This window comes from Pseudomonas sp. S3_C06 (assembly GCF_054667675.1).
The window spans coordinates 5079289-5097851 of record NZ_CP162747.1 but is presented as its reverse complement, the minus strand read 5'-3'; the positions used below and the strand labels follow the sequence as shown (position 1 = coordinate 5097851).

Below are 18563 nucleotides of genomic sequence, written 5' to 3'. Positions count from 1 at the left end.
AAGGACAAACGCCATGTACCAACTCTTCATCGAAGGCCTGCAACGCCTCGGCCGTGCGCTGATGCTGCCGATCGCAATCCTGCCGATTGCCGGTCTGCTGCTGCGCCTGGGTGACACCGACCTGCTGAACATCGCAATCATTCACGATGCCGGCCAAGTGATCTTCGCCAACCTGGCAATGATCTTCGCCATCGGCATCGCCGTCGGTTTCGCCAAGGACAACAACGGCACCGCTGGCCTCGCCGGGGTGATCGGTTATCTGGTGATGATCTCCACGCTCAAGGTGCTCGATGCGAGCATCAACATGGGCATGCTCGCCGGGATCGTCAGCGGTCTGATGGCCGGCGCTCTGTACAACCGCTTCAAGGACATCAAGCTGCCGGAATATCTGGCGTTCTTCGGCGGGCGGCGCTTTGTGCCGATTGTCACCGGGTTTGCAGCGGTCGGTCTGGGCGTAGTGTTCGGCTATATCTGGCCGCCGATCCAGCACGGCATCAACGCCTTCGGTGCGTTGATGATGGAGAGCGGCAGCATCGGTGCGTTCGTGTTCGGCGTATTCAACCGTCTGCTGATCGTCACCGGCCTGCACCATATCCTCAACAACATGGCGTGGTTCGTGTTCGGTAACTTCACCGATCCGACGACTGGTGCGCTGGTGACCGGTGACCTGTCGCGCTACTTCGCTGGCGATCCGAAGGGTGGGCAGTTCATGACCGGCATGTTCCCGATGATGATCTTCGGCCTGCCGGCGGCCTGTCTGGCGATGTACCGCAACGCCCTGCCGGAGCGCCGCAAAGTCATGGGCGGGATTTTTCTGTCGATGGCGTTGACCTCGTTTCTGACCGGGGTAACCGAGCCGATCGAATTTGCCTTTATGTTCCTCGCACCGCTGTTGTATCTGCTGCATGCGTTGCTGACCGGGTTATCGATGGCGATTACCAATGGCTTGAATATTCATTTGGGTTTTACCTTCTCCGGCGGCTTTATCGACATGGTGCTGGGTTGGGGGCGCTCGACCAATGGTTGGCTGGTGATTCCGGTGGGCCTCGCCTACGCGGTTATCTATTACGCCGTATTTGATTTCTGCATTCGTCGCTTCAATCTGAAGACGCCGGGGCGCGAGGATGTGGCTTCTGCTGAGAAAGCAGTGCTCACGGAAAACGAACGTGCCAGCGCTTACATCAAGGCCTTGGGCGGCGCCGAAAATCTGCTGACTGTTGGCGCTTGCACCACGCGCCTGCGACTGGAGATGGTCGATCGCAACAAGGCTTCGGATGCTGATCTGAAAGCGCTGGGCGCAATGGCGGTTGTGCGTCCGGGTAAAGGTGGCAGTTTGCAGGTTGTGGTCGGGCCGATGGCGGACAGCATTGCTGACGAGATTCGCCTGGCAATGCCTTCTCTCGGGCGTGCGGTTCTGCTTGAAAATGCTGTGGCTGTCGAGGAACCGAAAGCGCCGGTGGTCGCCGGCTCCGAGGCGCAGCAATGGCTGAATGCCTTGGGCGGTGGCGGCAACGTACTGCAACTGGACTGCATCGCGATGACGCGGATTCGCCTGCAATTGGCGGATGGCAAGGCGCTGTCGGAAGCGCAGTTGAAGGCGTTGGGGTGTCATGGCGTCAGCCAGTTGGATGGCGGGGTCTGGCATTTGCTGGTGGGGGATAAGGCCGCGAGTTTGAGTGGAGCGCTGGAGAGCCTGGTGAATCGCAGCGAGGTCAGCGCGAAGGTTTGAAGCAATAGTGTTTGAGTCGACTGTATCGCTGGCAGGCTCGTTCCCGTAGAGGAATGCATTTCACATGCCCTGCTGGCGATCAACGATGCTGCAATTCTCCGGTATGTGGATCGAGTCGAGCCTTTCACGCCTCCGCCTGACCTGCACTGCACACCCACTACATATGTACCACCTTCGATCGAATCACCCTCGCCATGCTGAAGGCTCTTCCCACCAGCATGGAGACTGTGCCGATGAGCACTCCCACCGCCCCCACGGTTGAAGAGATCAGGAGCGATCTCAACCAGATCGCCCAGCATCTTTTCAACATCGATACCCCGTTGCTTGCCGAACAGGCACCGACAGCGGAGCAGGTTTACCTCAAACGGCTGAACAGCCTGCTCAAAGCTCACCGCGAGCAGTTCTTGCAAAAAAGTCGGGCGATCTACCAGATCCTGGAAAACAGCGACCTGCACAGTGACCAGGGCAAAAAACTGCTCGCGACCACCAAAGCCAAGCTCGACACGGCGTTGCTCGACATGGATCTGCGCGATCTGATCGATAACAAATCGGCCAGAACCTTTCTGACCTACGAAGCCGGTTTCACCGCGATCGGCCACGAGGCGCGACAGGCCGTCAAGGATCGCCTGCTGCATCCCCAAGCCGCTGCGCTCCTGGAACAGCTGACGCTGGGGCCGACGCTACGTCCGGCCGCCTACGCGCTGCAGTTCAGCTTTCAGGAACACACCGTCGAGCTGGCTGGCGCCTTTGTCGTCACGGAAAAGAACAAGTCCGCGCTCACCGATCTGTCGACGGCCAGGGACGGTGGTTACGTCCTGTTGTTCACCCCGAGCCGGGGCATCGAGTACTTCGATTCAGCAGCGGCTCTCGACGTCCATTTGCTGCAATACCTGCAACATCCCGCCAGCCACACTGAATTCATGCAGATGTTGCCGGCGCGCTATCACGACTTGAGTGCAGCGGGGATCTGGCCGTTGCAGTGTTCGCTGATCGATAGCCAACCGCTGTTTGAACATATCTGCGATGCCCTGATCGACAAGCGCACACAAGACATCGATCGCGCCTGGAGCTACGACGACAACCCGCAACAAGACTCGGCGCAGTTGCTCGCGGCCCTCGACCGGGCCATTGCAGGAGCCCTGCCGGATCTCGCCCCGCGCCTGGAACTGCAGGCGCAAACCTTGTTCGAACGCCACCTGCGCGACAGTGCACCGCAGTGGTACCGCAGCGCCAGCGCCGCCAGGCAGACCGAGCTGGCGCAACAGGTCGGTATCTACCACAAGGCGCGGCAAAAACTGCTCGACCTGATGGGGCCGTCGGCCAGTCTTCTGACCCTCGCCCGGCATCAATGGCTGGAGCGTCTGAGCGAAGATCTGGAGATTGATGATCTGGAGCCGCAGAAGCTGCAAATCACCACGCAACGTCGGGTGCCCGGATACGGTGTGTATGAGCATCAGCGCAATTTGCTCGATCTGTCCTTGCGTGGCCCGCACACGGGAGACGAATTGCCGGACTCGGAGTTTCTTCGATATACCACCCTCACCTATGACGATGCGCCTTTGGCCGATGCCTACGCAGACCTGACACCGCAGTGGCTGGTCAAGCAAGGGTTGAGCCTCAAGCCGCGTATCGAATTCGACCGTTTGCAGAAAGACATGCATGCCGGCCCAGCCATCAAACCCGCGATCGAGGACATGCTCGATCAACGTATCGTCGCGCTGGCTCATACGGCAGTGCTGCAAGGCCATCTGCTCGAGAGTGACCTGCAACTGATCCAGCGCTTGCGCAGCGACAGCGATCCACACCTGCGCGCCGCGACCCTGTCCGTGCACGGTGCGCAACTGCAGGATCTCTGGGTGTTGCGCCAAAGCGACGCCGAGGGCGTCCTCAAACGCATGTTGCTGTGCACGCCACAAGCGCCGCGAGAGCAGCAGTTCCAGGTCTTCGCCAGTGAGCTTGAATGTCAGACCCACCTGCTTGGCTGGGCCACGCACAGCGAAGACGCCAATACCATGACCGGCTACCTGATCAGCCGTGCACCTCTGCGTTTTCGTTCAAGCCTGCGCAAAGTGCTCTCCAGCCTCAGTTTCAAGCTTGAGGATCAGGAGCACAGAAAAGTCACCTTCGAGAACATCGGCAAGCACCTCGATTGCCTGCAAGTCATGGCCGAGCACGTGTTGGCCACGCGAGTCGACGACTACGATTTCGGCACCCCGCTGTGGTATCGCACAACCACCGACGAAAACCGCAGAAAACTGTCGACGCTGAGCGAAGACGCCGAAGGTGCATTGCAAGGCTTCGACCGACATCAACTTTCGGGCAGCCGCTTTCCGGCGTTCGACGATTACGTGCACGAGCAGGCGAAAAAACAACTGAACCAGTTGCTCAAACGCCCGGCAAATGACGTCGACCCGGATACTGTCATCGCTTACTCGCCCATGTCGGTCATTCCGGCCCTGACACCAAAACCGTTAACGTACACACGGCTGTATCGCGACGGGTATGCCGACGGCGTCGGCTTCCTCGACGAAAAATTCTCTCGTTCGGCACACTTCAAAGGGCCGCCAGACATCGATATCAGCAACCTGAGCGCAAAGACTGTCGCGCGCTCGATTACCGGTGTGTGGATAGGCAAACGCTACACCGACAAGGTCAGACAAGAACTGCAAAGTGACGCGAGTGAGGGTTACGCCTTCAGGCGCAATACAATCCTGGCCATTACTCAACGCCAGATGAAATGCGCAGCGCTGGAATGCCAGTTGCAGGGCCATATCGCCAGCAGTGACCGGCAATGGCTTGAGCAGAGCATCGACAGCATGGAGGACATATCGGCGCCACGGCAAAAAAAATACCCGGTCCATCGACTGATGATTGAGGGTGAGTGGGTGCTCGACAACTGGCTGTTCGGCCACGACAAAAACCCGGTGCTGCTCTACACCCCCGACGCGCCTGACGGCGTGAGTTTTCGCGAAGCACGGCTGTTCAATTACCTGCTGAAACAGCAGCCCGGCATGATCGAATACTTCACCCGGCGGGTAGGCATTCAATCGCAGACCCGGGTGCGCAAATTCCTTGAAACTGCCAAAAAGCAGCTGCCCAAAGACATCGACAAAACCACGTCCAGCCCGGCACGCTACGACTCGACACAGCAGAAAGCCCCGATCAGCGACATGCGCGACGCGCTGTATGACATGAAGCTGCAGCGCAAGATCGACGATGTCCACGCGACTACCAGCAGCCGCGCCCAGATGATTGCCGGCCTGATCTGGACGTGCGTCGAATGGATCACCGCCATTGCCACCGCACCGTTTCCACTGTTGAGTCTGAGCACCGGGCTGCTGTTGGCATTCAAGGATGGCATGCTCGCCCTGCACGCCTATCGGCAGGGTAACAACGCCGAAGCGCTCAACCATTTGCTCGGCTACATGCTCAACAGTACCGGTGCGCTATTGACCGACCTGCGTCCAGCCCTGCGCTCACTTCAGCCAGTCAGCCGTCCCCTGCGCCAGGCCGCCGTCAGCAGCGCCAGCGAGCAGCAACGCGTCATGGCTCTGATTGAGCAACTGGAACCCAGCGTACCCCCGGCGGACATGCGGCCGGTGAACTACAAGGGTCAGACCCTGTGGGCAGCGAATACGCCCGACGTTATTGGCCGATACCTGCTGCATCGCCTTGACCCTGACACCGACAGGCTTCTGTCGACCGGGATTCTGGCCGTGCCCAATGGCGAAGGTGTGATGGTGCGCAGCGGCGTGGCCGGCGGCGCGCCGAAATACGACGCCTTGCCGGATACACCCGGCCCGCACAAAGACTACGGCGTGCCGTCCAAATATCGGGACAGGATTGCAATGGTGATCAATCCAGAGTCCCGAGAGGAACTCATTTTGCGCAGCCAGGACTACATGGGAACGTCCTACGCTCACTCCAGCCTCTTCGCCGCTGCCGACCAACTGGCTTCCACACGCACTGCCTACCTGCAACAGGTCGAAAAGCTGACCACGGACGCGACCCGTCATTTTGCCGAACTGGCCCCTTTGCCTGCGCGCATCGAAGTGCCGGCCATCGCCGCCGACACGTCATTTACGCAACTGATCGCCAGCGACGCGTTGGCCGGCAAGAATCTGGTCATCGGCGCCCAGCCTGGCTCCATCGCCAGTAAACAGGCGCTGATCACTTATATGGACGCGTTGCTCAAGAGTGGTTTCAAACACCTTTATATGGAATATCTGCCGGCTGACGTCTTCCATATCAAGCTGGCAAAATTCAACCGGGGCGAATCATGGCGCGGTATCAAACGACATTTGAAAGCCGTCGACAAAGCCTTTGGCCACGGACCCGACGCGCCGTTCTCGTACCTTGCGCTGGTCCGCACGGCTCGGGAAAAGGGTCTGAAAATCCACGCGCTGGACGCCTCCACCAGCTATAAGCTGGACGGAGCCCTGGTGATGGCCGATGTTTCGCCGCTGACGCCCCGCAGCAACAGCATCAGAAACTTCTACTCGCTCAAGGCCATTGCCGCCGATGCGATTGAGGCGCCCGCCGAACGCTGGATAGCCCTGACGGACGCTTCACGCATAAGCACGTTCGACAAGACGCCTGGTCTGGCCGACCTGCACGAAGCCGTTGCGCTGCGCATCGACGACGTGGCTGTGGGTCAACCGACGCGCATCGGCGTGGACTCACCCGGCGCGATACCCGGTGACGCAGCGGCCAAGGGCGATTACCTCGTGGCATTGCCGACATCCTACAAAGCGCCCCAAGTACCGGCTCAGCCTCCGGCGACGGCGAGTCCGGGCGTTCAACATTTCGACGAGTTCGATGTTCCGACGGCGTTCCGTGACGAAATTGCTCGCATGCAATTCCGCCCCCGAGCACTGGACTCTCGCTTCCCCTTTACCTCCTTGCGTGGTCAGGCCGGCCGCGACGCGCAGGCTGCCTATGACGCGTTTATTGCTCAACGCAACCGCCTCGAGAAAAAGGCCCGAGACGCCTTTACCGACTACACGCCGGCCCCCGCTGCGACCCTTCCAGACATTGCTGCCGATAGCTCATTCGAAACATTTTTGAGCCAACTGGTCGACAGTCGTCTGAGCCTGCTGATCGGCGAATCAAGACTCACAGTGTCGAGCAAAACACTGCTGAAAAAACACATGGAAACACTCAAGTCGTCAGGCTACGACACGTTGTATATGCAACATCTGCTGACCGACCTGCATCAGGCCGAGCTGGACATTTTTTTTCAAACCCAACGCATGCCCGACCGCCTCAGAAGCTACTTGCGGATACTCGACTCCTCACTCATGGGGCGTTCGGGTGGTGTCGCTCTCTACACCGAACTGGTCCACGCGGCGGCGAAAAACAACATCCGCATCAGGGCGCTCGATTGCACGGTGAGCTATTACCTGGACGGCTTGGCTGACAAGAATATTTCGCGAAACCAGATGTTCAGTTACTTCGCTACCCAGCTGATCGAGGCTGACCAACTGGCACACGGACCGCATAAGTGGGTGGCGCTGATCGACAGAACGAACACCCACTATAATCTGGGCGTACCGGGGCTGACCGATACGCTTGGCGCTGCCAGCCTTCATGTGCGCGACACCCCGCAAGAACTGACCAAAGGTGTCTATCAAGGCACCTGGGAAGTGGTGAACTCGGAAGTCAATTCCGGCGTGTTCGCACTGCGCAGCGATTTCAATCTGGACATCGCGGTTTCCCGAGCAAAAAAACCGCCACCCATTCCGTCTGTCAGTCGGACCAGACTCACTCACGCCGGACATTTTCTGATCGAACGTCCTGGCCCGAGCGAAATCAATCTGGTGCATAAGTCCGCAACGGGGGACATTGTCAGCACGCCAATCCAGGTGGATGACAAAGGGTTGTTCTTCATTGACCGCTGGAACAAGAAGGAGCAGCGGTTCCAATACTTGCCCGAATTGATCGAAATGCTTGTCGAGCAAGCCAAACTTTCGGCTGTCAGTTGAACGCCTTCGAGAGGGCGTAATCACGCTGAAAACCACTGGACTGGACGGCCCAGTGGTTTTCTTCTCGCCGTTTTTGGGGCCAGCCCCCACAACTTCGATTTGCGAACATACCCGCAGCGAAGCCGCCCCACTCAACAGAATGAGCGTTAGCTCGGCTGCAGCTTTTGATCTTGATCCACCAGCCTCGTCGGCAGGCTGAGCGGATGGATCCCGGAGCGAAGGAACCCCGAGCTTTAGCGAGTGGGCCGAACGTTGGGGCAAGCCTTTTGGGTTACTTTTTCGGCGTTTGGAAAAGGTGACCCGCCGTAAGGGCGGAACCCTGAGAAGCCGTTACCGCAGCAATGGATATGTACTCGGTCAGTCAGAACATTATTGCCTGAGCCGGCGCCTTCGCGAGCAGGTTCGCTCCCACATTGGATTCCCATCGCCCGGAAAATCGGGGGGGCAACAAAAAACCCGCAGACAATCACTCATCTGCGGGTTTCCTGTTTAAGCGGCTATCAGAAATCTTCCAGCCGCCACACTTCATAAGCCGGTGTCTCGTACGGATGACTGAGCTTCAACGCCGCCACAACAGCAACGATCAGCTCATCCGCCACTACAAGCTCAACCTTCCATTCCTCAACCCGCTCGACCTGCCCAGCCTCGCCAATAAACGGCTGACTGCCGTCCAACGGTCGAAACTGGCCCAGACCGAGCACCTGCCACGCACAGTGATCATAATCACCGATCCGCCCACCACCGGCAGCGAACACAGCGCCTTTGACCACTTCGACATGACTGTCGGGAACAAAAAAGGCGAGCTTGTACACAGGGCTCAGTTCACCCAGACGCGCGCGTTACGGAACATACGCATCCACGGTGCATCTTCGTTCCAGTCTTCCGAACGCCACGAGTTCTGCACCGCGCGGAACACCCGCTCCGGGTGCGGCATCATGATCGTCACGCGGCCATCACGGCTGGTGAGACCGGTAATCCCGCGTGGCGAACCGTTCGGGTTGGCCGGGTAACGCTCGGTGACCTTGCCGTGGTTGTCGACGAAACGCATCGCCACGCAACCCGACAGATCGGCTTCCAGCAGTGCCTCTTCGCTGGAGAACTCGGCATGACCTTCGCCGTGAGCAATGGCGATCGGCATACGCGAACCGGCCATGCCCTGCAGGAAGATCGAGTTCGACTCCTGAATCTGCACCATCGCCACGCGCGCTTCGAACTGCTCGGAGCGGTTGCGCACGAAGTGCGGCCAGAATTCGCTGCCCGGGATCAGCTCGTGCAGGTTGGACATCATCTGGCAACCGTTGCACACGCCGAGGGTGAAGCTGTCGTTACGCTCGAAGAAGCCCTGGAACGCATCGCGGGCACGGCTGTTGAACAGTGCCGACTTGGCCCAGCCCTCACCGGCGCCGAGCACGTCGCCGTAGGAGAAACCACCACACGCCACCAGACCTTTGAACTCGTTCAGGTCAACACGGCCGGCGAGAATGTCGCTCATGTGCACGTCGATCGCGTTGAAACCGGCGCGGTCGAACGCCGCCGCCATTTCCACCTGACCGTTGACGCCCTGCTCACGCAGCACGGCAACCTGTGGGCGGATGCCTTTCTTGATGTAAGGCGCGGCGATGTCCTGGTTGACGTCGTAGCTCAGCTTGACGCTCAAACCCGGATTGTCTTCTTCCAGCAGCACGTCGAACTCTTGCTCGGCGCAGTCGGCGTTGTCGCGCAGACGCTGGATCTGGTAGCTGGTCTCGGCCCACTGACGTTGCAGCAGACGACGCTGGCCTTCGAACACGGTGTCACCGTTGAAGGTGATGTTGATCTGACCATTGTTGATCGGCTGACCGATCACCGACACGCAGTCGCCCAGACCGGCCGCGCTGAATTGCGCGAGGATGTCTGGCGTGGCGTCCTGACGGACCTGGATCACCGCACCCAGTTCTTCGTTGAACAGGATCGCAGCGATTTCCGCCGAGGACTCGGCAACGCTGTCGAGGTTCAGGCTCAGACCGCAATGACCGGCGAAGGCCATTTCCACCACGGATGTCAGCAGACCACCGTCGGAACGGTCGTGGTAAGCCAGCAAGTGACCGTCGGCGTTCAAGCCCTGGATCACCGCGAAGAAGGCTTTCAGGTCTTCGGCGTCATCGACGTCCGGCGCGTGTTTGCCGAGCTTGCCGTGTGTCTGAGCAAGGATCGAAGCGCCCATACGGTTCTGCCCGCGACCGAGGTCGATCAGGATCAGGTCGGTGGTGCCCTTGTCCATGCGCAGTTCCGGGGTCAGGGTCTGACGGATGTCAGCCACTGGCGCGAAACCGGTCACGATCAGCGACATCGGCGAGGTCACGGTTTTTTCTTCGCCGTTGTCGTTCCAACGGGTGGCCATGGACATCGAGTCCTTGCCCACCGGAATGGTGATGCCCAGCTCAGGGCACAGTTCCATACCGACCGCTTTCACGGTGTCGTACAGACGCGCGTCTTCGCCCGGGTGGCCGGCCGCCGACATCCAGTTCGCCGACAGTTTGATGTCGGAGATCTTGTTGATGCGCGAAGCCGCGATGTTGGTCAGGGTTTCGCCGATGGCCATGCGGCCCGACGCCGGAGCGTCCAGCAATGCCAGCGGAGTGCGCTCGCCCATCGCCATCGCTTCACCGGTGTAGACGTCGAAACTGGTCGCGGTGACGGCAACGTCAGCCACTGGAACCTGCCATGGGCCGACCATTTGGTCACGGGCCACGAGGCCGGTGATGGTGCGGTCGCCGATGGTGATCAGGAAGCTCTTGCTCGCCACGGCCGGGTGATGCAGAACGCGCTCGATGGATTCGCTGATGTCGAGGTTCGACGGATCGAAGTCATCGCCCAGTTCAGCTTCACGAACCACCGAACGGTGCATGCGTGGAGCCTTGCCCAGCAACACTTCCAGCGGCATGTCCACCGGATTGTTGCCGAAGTGGCTGTCGGTCACGGTCAGTTGCGGCTCGGCGGTGGCTTCACCGACTACGGCAAACGGGCAACGCTCACGTTCGCAGATCGCCTGGAAGCGCTCGAAATCTTCCGGGCCGACCGCCAGAACGTAACGTTCCTGGGATTCGTTGGACCAGATTTCGTGCGGGGCCATGCCCGGCTCGTCGTTAGGAATGTTGCGCAGTTCGAAACGGCCACCGCGGTCGCCGTCGTTGACCAGTTCCGGGAAGGCGTTGGACAGACCGCCCGCACCCACGTCGTGGATGAAGCTGATCGGGTTCTTGTCACCCAGTTGCCAGCAACGGTCGATGACTTCCTGGCAACGACGCTCCATCTCAGGGTTTTCACGCTGTACGGAAGCAAAGTCGAGATCCGCCGAGCTGGTGCCGGTGGCCATCGAGGAAGCGGCGCCGCCGCCCAGACCGATCAACATCGCCGGGCCGCCGAGGACGATCAGCTTGGAGCCGACCACGATCTCGCCTTTCTTGACGTGTTCTTCGCGGATGTTGCCCATGCCGCCAGCGAGCATGATCGGCTTGTGGTAACCGCGAACTTCGTCACCGTGCGGGGTGGTGATCGATTGTTCGAAGGTACGGAAGTAGCCAGTCAGGGCCGGACGACCGAATTCGTTGTTGAACGCGGCGCCGCCGAGCGGGCCTTCGATCATGATGTCCAGCGCGGTGACGATGCGCTCAGGCTTGCCGTACGGCACTTCCCACGGCTGTTCGAAGCCCGGGATCTGCAGGTTGGATACAGTGAAACCGGTCAGGCCAGCCTTAGGCTTGGCGCCACGGCCGGTTGCACCTTCGTCACGGATCTCGCCGCCGGAACCGGTCGACGCGCCCGGGAACGGAGCGATCGCGGTCGGGTGGTTGTGGGTTTCAACCTTCATCAGGATGTGCACCGGCTCCTGCACCGCGCCGTACTGGCGGGTCTCAGGATTCGGGAAGAAACGGCCGGCAACGTTGCCGACGATCACCGAGGCGTTGTCCTTATAAGCCGACAGAACGCCTTCGCTGTGCATCACGTAGGTGTTCTTGATCATGCCGAACAGGCTTTTTTCCTGGTTCTCGCCATCAATGTCCCAACTGGCGTTGAAGATCTTGTGACGGCAGTGCTCGGAGTTGGCCTGGGCGAACATCATCAGTTCGATGTCGTGCGGGTTGCGCTTCAAACCGTTGAAGGCGTCGACCAGATAGTCGATTTCGTCTTCGGCGAGGGCCAGGCCCAGCTCGGTGTTGGCTTTTTCCAGCGCGGCGCGACCACCACCGAGGATGTCGATTGCAGTCAGCGGCTTCGGCTCGGCGTGGCTGAACAGGCCGGCGGCCTGCTCGAGGTTGGCCAGCACGATCTGGGTCATGCGGTCATGCAGCACATCGGCAATCTGCTGGGCTTCGGCTTCGCTGAACTGACCGGCCACGTAGAAGGCGATACCGCGCTCCAGACGCTGGATCTTGCTCAGGCCGCAGTTGCGAGCGATATCGCTGGCCTTGCTCGACCATGGCGAGATGGTGCCGAAACGCGGCAACACCAGAAACAGACGGCCGGTCGGCTCTTGAACCGGAACACTTGGACCGTACTTCAGAAGGCGCGCTAGCACCTGCTGTTCGTCGCCGGTCAGGACGCCGGTGACTTCGGCGAAGTGAGCGAATTCAGCATACAGGCCACTGACAGCTGGAACCTTCTGGCTCAGTTGCTCAAGGAGTTTGCTGTGGCGAAAGGCAGAAAGGGCAGGAGCGCCGCGCAGGATCAACATCTTCGGGACAGCCTCGGGAAGGGGTGTGCTTTGAGGCCGTGCATTCTAGCCTAAACCGCCCTCAACATCACCCGAAACGCTACGCACGGTTGCACTCGAGTATCAATCTGTGTTTCCGACTTCAGAGTCAGGTAAATCAGCTATTCGGAGGCCGCTTATTTTTACTGTAACAAAAAGCCGTAAAGGCCCGTTTCTGCGGGGTTTCGCTCGGTTTTGTGATCGCTAGCAGACTCGCCTTGCACTGTCGAGATATGGCGCCCGCGGCCGTTTGCGTATACTGCGCAGATGTTTTTCCCAACGGCTTTGCGTCCGCGGTACGCCAAATGGCTGATCGCAACCGGACTCTTCCTGATGCTCGGTGGCTGTGTTGATAAACCCAACACACTCGAGCGCGTAAAGGAGGATGGTGTGCTGCGGGTGATTACCCGTAACAGCCCCGCCACCTACTTTCAGGATCGCAGCGGTGAAACCGGCTTCGAATACGAGCTGGTGAAGCGCTTCGCCGACGATTTGGGTGTCGAGCTGAAGATCGAGACCGCCGACAACCTCGACGACCTGTTCGATCAGATCGGCAAGCCGAACGGCCCGGTGCTGGCCGCCGCCGGTCTGGTCAGCAGCGAACAGCGCAAGAAGCAGGTGCGCTTCTCGCACTCCTATCTCGAAGTCACCCCGCAGATCATCTACCGCAACGGCCAGTCGCGGCCAACCGATCCCGGCGATCTGGTCGGCAAGAAGATCATGGTGCTCAAGGGCAGCACTCACGCCGAACAACTGGCCGAACTGAAAAAGAAATTCCCCGGCATTGAATATGAAGAGTCCGACGCGGTTGAAGTGGTCGATCTGCTGCGCATGGTCGATGAAGGGCAGATTGACCTGACCCTGGTCGACTCCAACGAAGTGGCGATGAATCAGGTGTACTTCACCAACATTCGTGTGGCCTTCGACCTCGGCGATGCGCGCAGCCAGAGTTGGGCGGTTGGCCCTGGCGAAGACAACAGCCTGCTCAACGAAATCAACGCGTATCTGGACAAGGTGCAGAAGAACGGCACCCTGCAACGCCTGAAAGACCGCTATTACGGCCACGTCGATGTCCTCGGTTACATGGGCGCCACGACCTTCGCCCAGCACTTGCAGCAGCGCCTGCCGAAATACGAACAGCACTTCAAGAATTACGCGAAGAAAGAGAAGGTCGACTGGCGCCTTCTGGCAGCGATCGGTTATCAGGAGTCGCTGTGGCAGCCGACGGTTACCTCGAAGACCGGCGTGCGCGGGCTGATGATGCTGACCCAGAACACCGCGCAGGCGATGGGCGTGTCCAACCGCCTCGACCCCAAGCAGAGCATCATGGGTGGCGCCAAGTACCTGGCTTATATGAAGGATCAGCTCGACGATTCGATCAAGGAACCGGATCGCACCTGGTTTGCCCTGGCGGCGTACAACGTCGGCAGCGGCCATCTGGATGACGCGCGCAAGCTGACGGCCAAGGAAGGGTTGAACCCGGACAAATGGCTGGACGTTAAGAAGATCCTGCCGCGCCTGTCGCAGAAGCAGTGGTACAGCAAGACGCGTTATGGCTACGCCCGGGGCGGCGAGCCGGTGCATTTTGTGGCGAACATTCGTCGCTATTACGACATTTTGACCTGGGTGACGCAGCCGCAGCTTGAGGGCGATCAAGTCGCTGAGGGCAATCTGCATGTGCCCGGCATCGACAAATCAAAGCCCACTCAAGAACCTGCCCCGCTCTAACCAACACCCCAAAACAAATTGTGGGAGCGAGCCTGCTCGCGAAAGCGTCGTGTCAGTCGACATCATCTTCGACTGATACAACGCTTTCGCGAGCAGGCTCGCTCCCACAAGTTGTTATGCGGTGACCTTTAGTGCTTGGCAGCAGCCAGAATCAGCGCCTTCATTTCCGATACGGCAGACTTGAAGCCAACGAACAACGCATGTGCCACCAGCGCATGGCCGATGTTCAGTTCGTTGATGCCCTTGATCGCCGCGACGGCTTCAACGTTGTGGTAATGCAAGCCGTGACCCGCGTTAACGATCAAGCCTTGGGCCAAACCAAACGCCACGCCTTCGGCAACGCGCTTTAGTTCTTCAGCCACTTCGGTCGGGGTTTCGGCATCGGCGTAGCGCCCGGTGTGCAGTTCAATTGCAGGCGCACCGACGCGCTTCGACGCAGCGATCTGACGCTCGTCCGCATCGATGAACAACGACACTTCGCTGCCGATCTTCGACAGACGCTCGACCGCGGCCTTGATCCGCTCTTCCTGCCCCGCGACATCCAGACCACCTTCAGTGGTCAGTTCCTGACGGGTTTCCGGAACCAGACAGATGTGTGCCGGGCGAATACGCTCGGCGAACGCCATCATTTCTTCGGTGACGCCCATTTCGAAGTTCATGCGGGTTTGCAGCACGTCTTTGAGCAGCAGAACGTCGCGCTCCTGAATGTGCCGGCGGTCTTCACGCAGGTGCACGGTGATGCCGTCGGCACCCGCCTCTTCCGCGTCCAGCGCAGCCTTGACCGGATCCGGGTAGCGCGTGCCACGGGCCTGACGCAGGGTGGCGACGTGGTCGATGTTCACGCCAAGAAGAATGCGATTGCTGGTGGTCACGGATGCGCGCTCCTGAAGGAAAAGATTCGGCGCACAGCATACACGGGGCTAGGGCTTGCGAAACAGCTCGCGACTGACGAGAGGGCGACCGCCCAAATGAACGGCCAAGGCCTGCCTCATCAAGCGCTTGGCGGCGGACAACGCGCCGGGAGCGCTCCAGTCGGCTTCGGCCATGGCCAGTAATTCGACGCCGTTGAACAGGCCGGGTTGCAATAGGAAAACCCGCTCAAGCCCCGCATCCACTTGCAGACGATAGAGACCGTCTGGCGCGACGGGCTCGCCGTGGATATCGGTGTTCAGCGAGAAGCCATAACCGAGATCGTCCAACAGTCGCCATTCGAACGAACGTAGCAACGGCTCCAGCGGACGGCCTTCAGCCAGTGCCAGCAAGGTCGCGGCGTAGTGATCGAATACACCCGGGTGCGGATCTTCAGCGGGCAGCAGACGGATCAGCAGCTCATTGAGATAGAGACCACTGAACAGCGCCTCGCCATTGAGCCACGCCGAAGTGCCAGAACTCTCCATACGTCCGACATTCTTCAGCTCCCCCTTGCCACGGAATTCGACTTCCAGCGACACGAACGGCCGCGCCAATGTCCCGGCCTTGCCCCGCGCACTGCGCAACACCGCCCGCAGCCGCCCTTGCGGCGTGAGGAAATCCACCAACGCACTGGTTTCGCGATAGGCGCGACTGTGCAGGACGTAGGCAGGTTGGGCGGGAGGCGGGTTTTGCGACATTGAGTTCTCGATGAAGAAACGCAGATTTACACACAACCCAAAAACCACTGTGGGAGCGAGCCTGCTCGCGAAAGCGGAGTGACAGTCAACATCAATGCTGAATGTTACATCCCTTCGCGAGCAGGCTCGCTCCCACAGTGGGTATCGGTGTTCTCTGGAACGGTGATTACAGGTCGCCGTAACCCAGCGAACGCAGCGCACGCTCGTCGTCAGACCAGCCGCCCTTCACCTTGACCCACAGGTTGAGCATGATCTTGGAGTCGAACAGCAGCTCCATGTCCTTGCGCGCTTCGGTGCCGATGCGCTTGATGCGCTCGCCCTTGTCGCCAATGATGATCTTCTTCTGGCCGTCACGTTCAACGAGGATCAAAGCGTGGATGTGCAGTGTTTTGCCCTGCTGCTTGAACTCTTCGATTTCGACGGTGATCTGGTACGGCAGCTCGGCGCCCATCTGGCGCATGATTTTCTCGCGCACCAGTTCAGCAGCGAGGAAACGGCTGCTGCGGTCAGTGATCTGGTCTTCCGGGAAGAAGTGATCGTTCTCCGGCAGATGATCGGCAATCACTTTTTCCAGCGCTTCGAGGTTGTGCCCGTGCTGCGCGGAAATCGGAATGATCTGCGCGTTCGGCAGCTGTTCCTGCAACCAGCTGAGGTGCGGCATCAGCTCGGCTTTGTCTTCGATGCGGTCGGTCTTGTTCAGCGCGACGATCAGCGGGCCGGTCACGTACTGCACGCGCTCGAGAACCATCTGGTCTTCGTCGGTCCACTTGGTGCGGTCAACGACGAAAATCACCACATCGACGTCTTTCAACGCCGCCGAAGCGGTTTTGTTCATGTAACGGTTCAGAGCCTTTTCGCCACCCTTGTGCATGCCGGGGGTGTCGACGTAGATCGCTTGCACGTCACCTTCGGTTTTGATCCCGAGCATGTTGTGGCGGGTGGTCTGCGGCTTGCGAGAGGTAATCGCGAGTTTCTGGCCAAGGATGTGGTTCAGCAGCGTCGACTTACCGACGTTGGGACGGCCGACGATGGCAACATAGCCACAGCGAGTTGCATTTGTATCAGTCATTGCCATTCTCCACGCCCAGGGCAATCAGTGCTGCAGCGGCCGCTACCTGTTCGGCAATACGACGGCTCACACCCTGACCTCGGCTTTTTTCATTCAGTAAGACAACTTCGCACTCGACGAAGAAGGTTCGGCAGTGCGGCTCGCCCTGGATATCCACCACTTCATAGCGTGGCAGATCGCAACCGCGCGATTGCAGGTGTTCCTGCAGGCGGGTCTTCGGATCCTTGTTGGTGTCGACCAGCGTCAGGCCTTCGAACTCGCCGGCCAGCCAGGCCAGCACGCGCTCACGCGCCATGTCCATGCCGGCATCAAGATAGATCGCACCGATCAAGGCTTCGAGGGCGTCGGCCAGAATCGATTCGCGACGGAAGCCGCCGCTTTTCAACTCACCGGAACCCAGTCGCAGGTAATCGCCAAGGTCGAAACCGCGCGCCAGTACGGCCAGCGTCTCACCTTTTACCAAGCGTGCGCGCAAACGCGACAACTGGCCTTCGCGGGCCAGCGGGAAGCGATCGAAGAGTGCCTCGCCGGCAACGAAGTTGAGGATGGCATCGCCGAGGAATTCCAGGCGTTCGTTGTTACGCCCGGCAAAACTGCGGTGCGTGAGGGCCAGCAGCATCAGCTCCTGATCCTTGAAGGTGTAACCGAGCTGACGCTCGAGACGGCTTAGAGAAACGCTCACGGTTTACCCACGCTGAGTTCGTGGCTGGATTCCACTGCCATCGCCGGGATGCGGCGCAGGCCTGGGACAATTAACGCTGTGTTCAAAAATTAAATCCTGGCGATTGCGAAGCCGATTGTGCCGGCTCCAGAAATGCATTCGGCGCTGTGGTCAACAGCGCCGTGTGTGATTACTTGATCAGGCCAACCCGCGAGAAATTCGGCAGGTGACTGAGTTTCGGTTCCGGCCAGCTCATCCAGACCGCGAAGGCCTTGCCGACGATATTCTGGTCGGGAACCATGCCCAGCAGATCCTTGGGAATGTTCGGATCATCCCAATAGCGACTGTCGTTCGAGTTGTCGCGGTTGTCGCCCATCATGAAGTAGTGCCCGGCAGGCACTGTCCACGAGCGGTCCGGCGTGGCGCGGTAGCGGCTCATTTCCTTGCGGATCAGATGCTCGGCGGCGCCCAGTTTCTCTTTGTACAGTTCGGCACTGCCCAGCGTGCCCGGCTCGGCGCCGACCATCTGCTCGGCAATCGACTCGCCGTTGACGAACAGACGCTTGTCGGCGGTGTAGCGCACCGTGTCACCCGGCAGACCGACCACACGTTTGATGTAGTTGACGTTCGGATCGCTCGGGTAGCGGAACACCATCACATCGCCGCGCTGCGGATCACCGACTTCGATGATTTTCTTGTCGACCACCGGCAGGCGGATCCCGTAAGAAAACTTGTTCACCAGAATGAAGTCGCCGACGTCCAGGGTTGGCTTCATCGAGCCCGAAGGAATCTGGAACGGCTCCACGAGGAACGAACGCAGCACCAGAACGATGAACAACACCGGGAAGAACGACTTGCCGTATTCAACCAGCAGCGGTTCTTTATTCAGTTTTTCAACGACCACCCCGTCAGGCTGGCTGACGCTGCCTTGATAAGAGGCAATGGCAGCACGCCGACGCGGTGCCAGGATCAACAGATCAAGCAACGCCAACAGGCCGCAGACGAACACGGCGATGACCAGCAACAGCGGGAAATTTAGTGACATAGGAC

The 18563-nt window shown here is 59.6% G+C and carries 10 protein-coding genes; 3 read left to right on the top strand and 7 right to left on the bottom strand.

Annotated features, from left to right (window positions below):
- Positions 1-13: 13 nt before the first annotated feature.
- A complete protein-coding gene (gene nagE, locus AB4N44_RS22530) occupies positions 14-1729 on the top strand; it encodes an N-acetylglucosamine-specific PTS transporter subunit IIBC (RefSeq protein ID WP_460107433.1) in 1716 nt (571 codons plus the stop codon).
- A gap of 233 nt (positions 1730-1962) precedes the next feature.
- Positions 1963-7713, top strand: a complete 5751-nt coding sequence (locus tag AB4N44_RS22525; RefSeq protein WP_460107436.1) for a membrane-targeted effector domain-containing toxin — start codon at positions 1963-1965, stop codon at positions 7711-7713.
- A 500-nt stretch (positions 7714-8213) separates the two neighbouring features.
- Here the strand turns inward: AB4N44_RS22525 and AB4N44_RS22520 are convergent, their stop codons facing one another.
- Positions 8214-8525, bottom strand: coding sequence for a YqfO family protein (locus AB4N44_RS22520; protein ID WP_042607740.1), 312 nt, complete (start codon positions 8523-8525; stop codon positions 8214-8216).
- 5 nt (positions 8526-8530) lie between these two features.
- Positions 8531-12427: a phosphoribosylformylglycinamidine synthase gene (purL, locus tag AB4N44_RS22515; protein WP_460107438.1), complete on the bottom strand. Its 3897-nt coding sequence runs from the start codon at positions 12425-12427 to the stop codon at positions 8531-8533.
- Between the two features lie 285 nt (positions 12428-12712).
- Here purL and mltF point away from each other — a divergent pair, with 285 nt between their 5' ends.
- Positions 12713-14173, top strand: a complete 1461-nt coding sequence (mltF, locus tag AB4N44_RS22510) for a membrane-bound lytic murein transglycosylase MltF (protein WP_127925939.1) — start codon at positions 12713-12715, stop codon at positions 14171-14173.
- Between the two features lie 128 nt (positions 14174-14301).
- On the opposite strand, the gene pdxJ is transcribed toward mltF, so the two are convergent.
- From pdxJ to lepB, 5 genes are all read right to left on the bottom strand, one after another.
- The gene (gene pdxJ, locus AB4N44_RS22505; RefSeq protein WP_460107440.1) at positions 14302-15045 is read right to left on the bottom strand and encodes a pyridoxine 5'-phosphate synthase; all 744 of its coding nucleotides are present in this window, start codon (positions 15043-15045) and stop codon (positions 14302-14304) included.
- Between the two features lie 48 nt (positions 15046-15093).
- The gene (recO, locus tag AB4N44_RS22500; RefSeq protein WP_127925938.1) at positions 15094-15783 is read right to left on the bottom strand and encodes a DNA repair protein RecO; all 690 of its coding nucleotides are present in this window, start codon (positions 15781-15783) and stop codon (positions 15094-15096) included.
- A 166-nt stretch (positions 15784-15949) separates the two neighbouring features.
- Positions 15950-16852 carry a GTPase Era gene (gene era, locus AB4N44_RS22495; protein ID WP_016771562.1) on the bottom strand — a complete coding sequence of 301 codons (903 nt, stop codon included), beginning with the start codon at positions 16850-16852 and terminating at the stop codon, positions 15950-15952.
- The gene (rnc, locus tag AB4N44_RS22490) at positions 16845-17534 is read right to left on the bottom strand and encodes a ribonuclease III (RefSeq protein ID WP_016986099.1); all 690 of its coding nucleotides are present in this window, start codon (positions 17532-17534) and stop codon (positions 16845-16847) included. Before rnc ends, era begins: the two co-directional genes overlap by 8 nt.
- A 169-nt stretch (positions 17535-17703) precedes the next feature.
- Positions 17704-18558: a signal peptidase I gene (lepB, locus tag AB4N44_RS22485; protein ID WP_127925937.1), complete on the bottom strand. Its 855-nt coding sequence runs from the start codon at positions 18556-18558 to the stop codon at positions 17704-17706.
- Positions 18559-18563: the final 5 nt, after the last annotated feature.

Coding starts and splice junctions, on each gene's coding strand:
- nagE (WP_460107433.1), top strand. CDS start 14: ATGTACCAACTCTTCATCGAAGGCCTGCAACGCCTCGGCCGTGCGCTG.
- AB4N44_RS22525 (WP_460107436.1), top strand. CDS start 1,963: ATGAGCACTCCCACCGCCCCCACGGTTGAAGAGATCAGGAGCGATCTC.
- purL (WP_460107438.1), bottom strand. CDS start 12,427: ATGTTGATCCTGCGCGGCGCTCCTGCCCTTTCTGCCTTTCGCCACAGC.
- mltF (WP_127925939.1), top strand. CDS start 12,713: ATGTTTTTCCCAACGGCTTTGCGTCCGCGGTACGCCAAATGGCTGATC.
- recO (WP_127925938.1), bottom strand. CDS start 15,783: ATGTCGCAAAACCCGCCTCCCGCCCAACCTGCCTACGTCCTGCACAGT.
- era (WP_016771562.1), bottom strand. CDS start 16,852: ATGACTGATACAAATGCAACTCGCTGTGGCTATGTTGCCATCGTCGGC.
- lepB (WP_127925937.1), bottom strand. CDS start 18,558: ATGTCACTAAATTTCCCGCTGTTGCTGGTCATCGCCGTGTTCGTCTGC.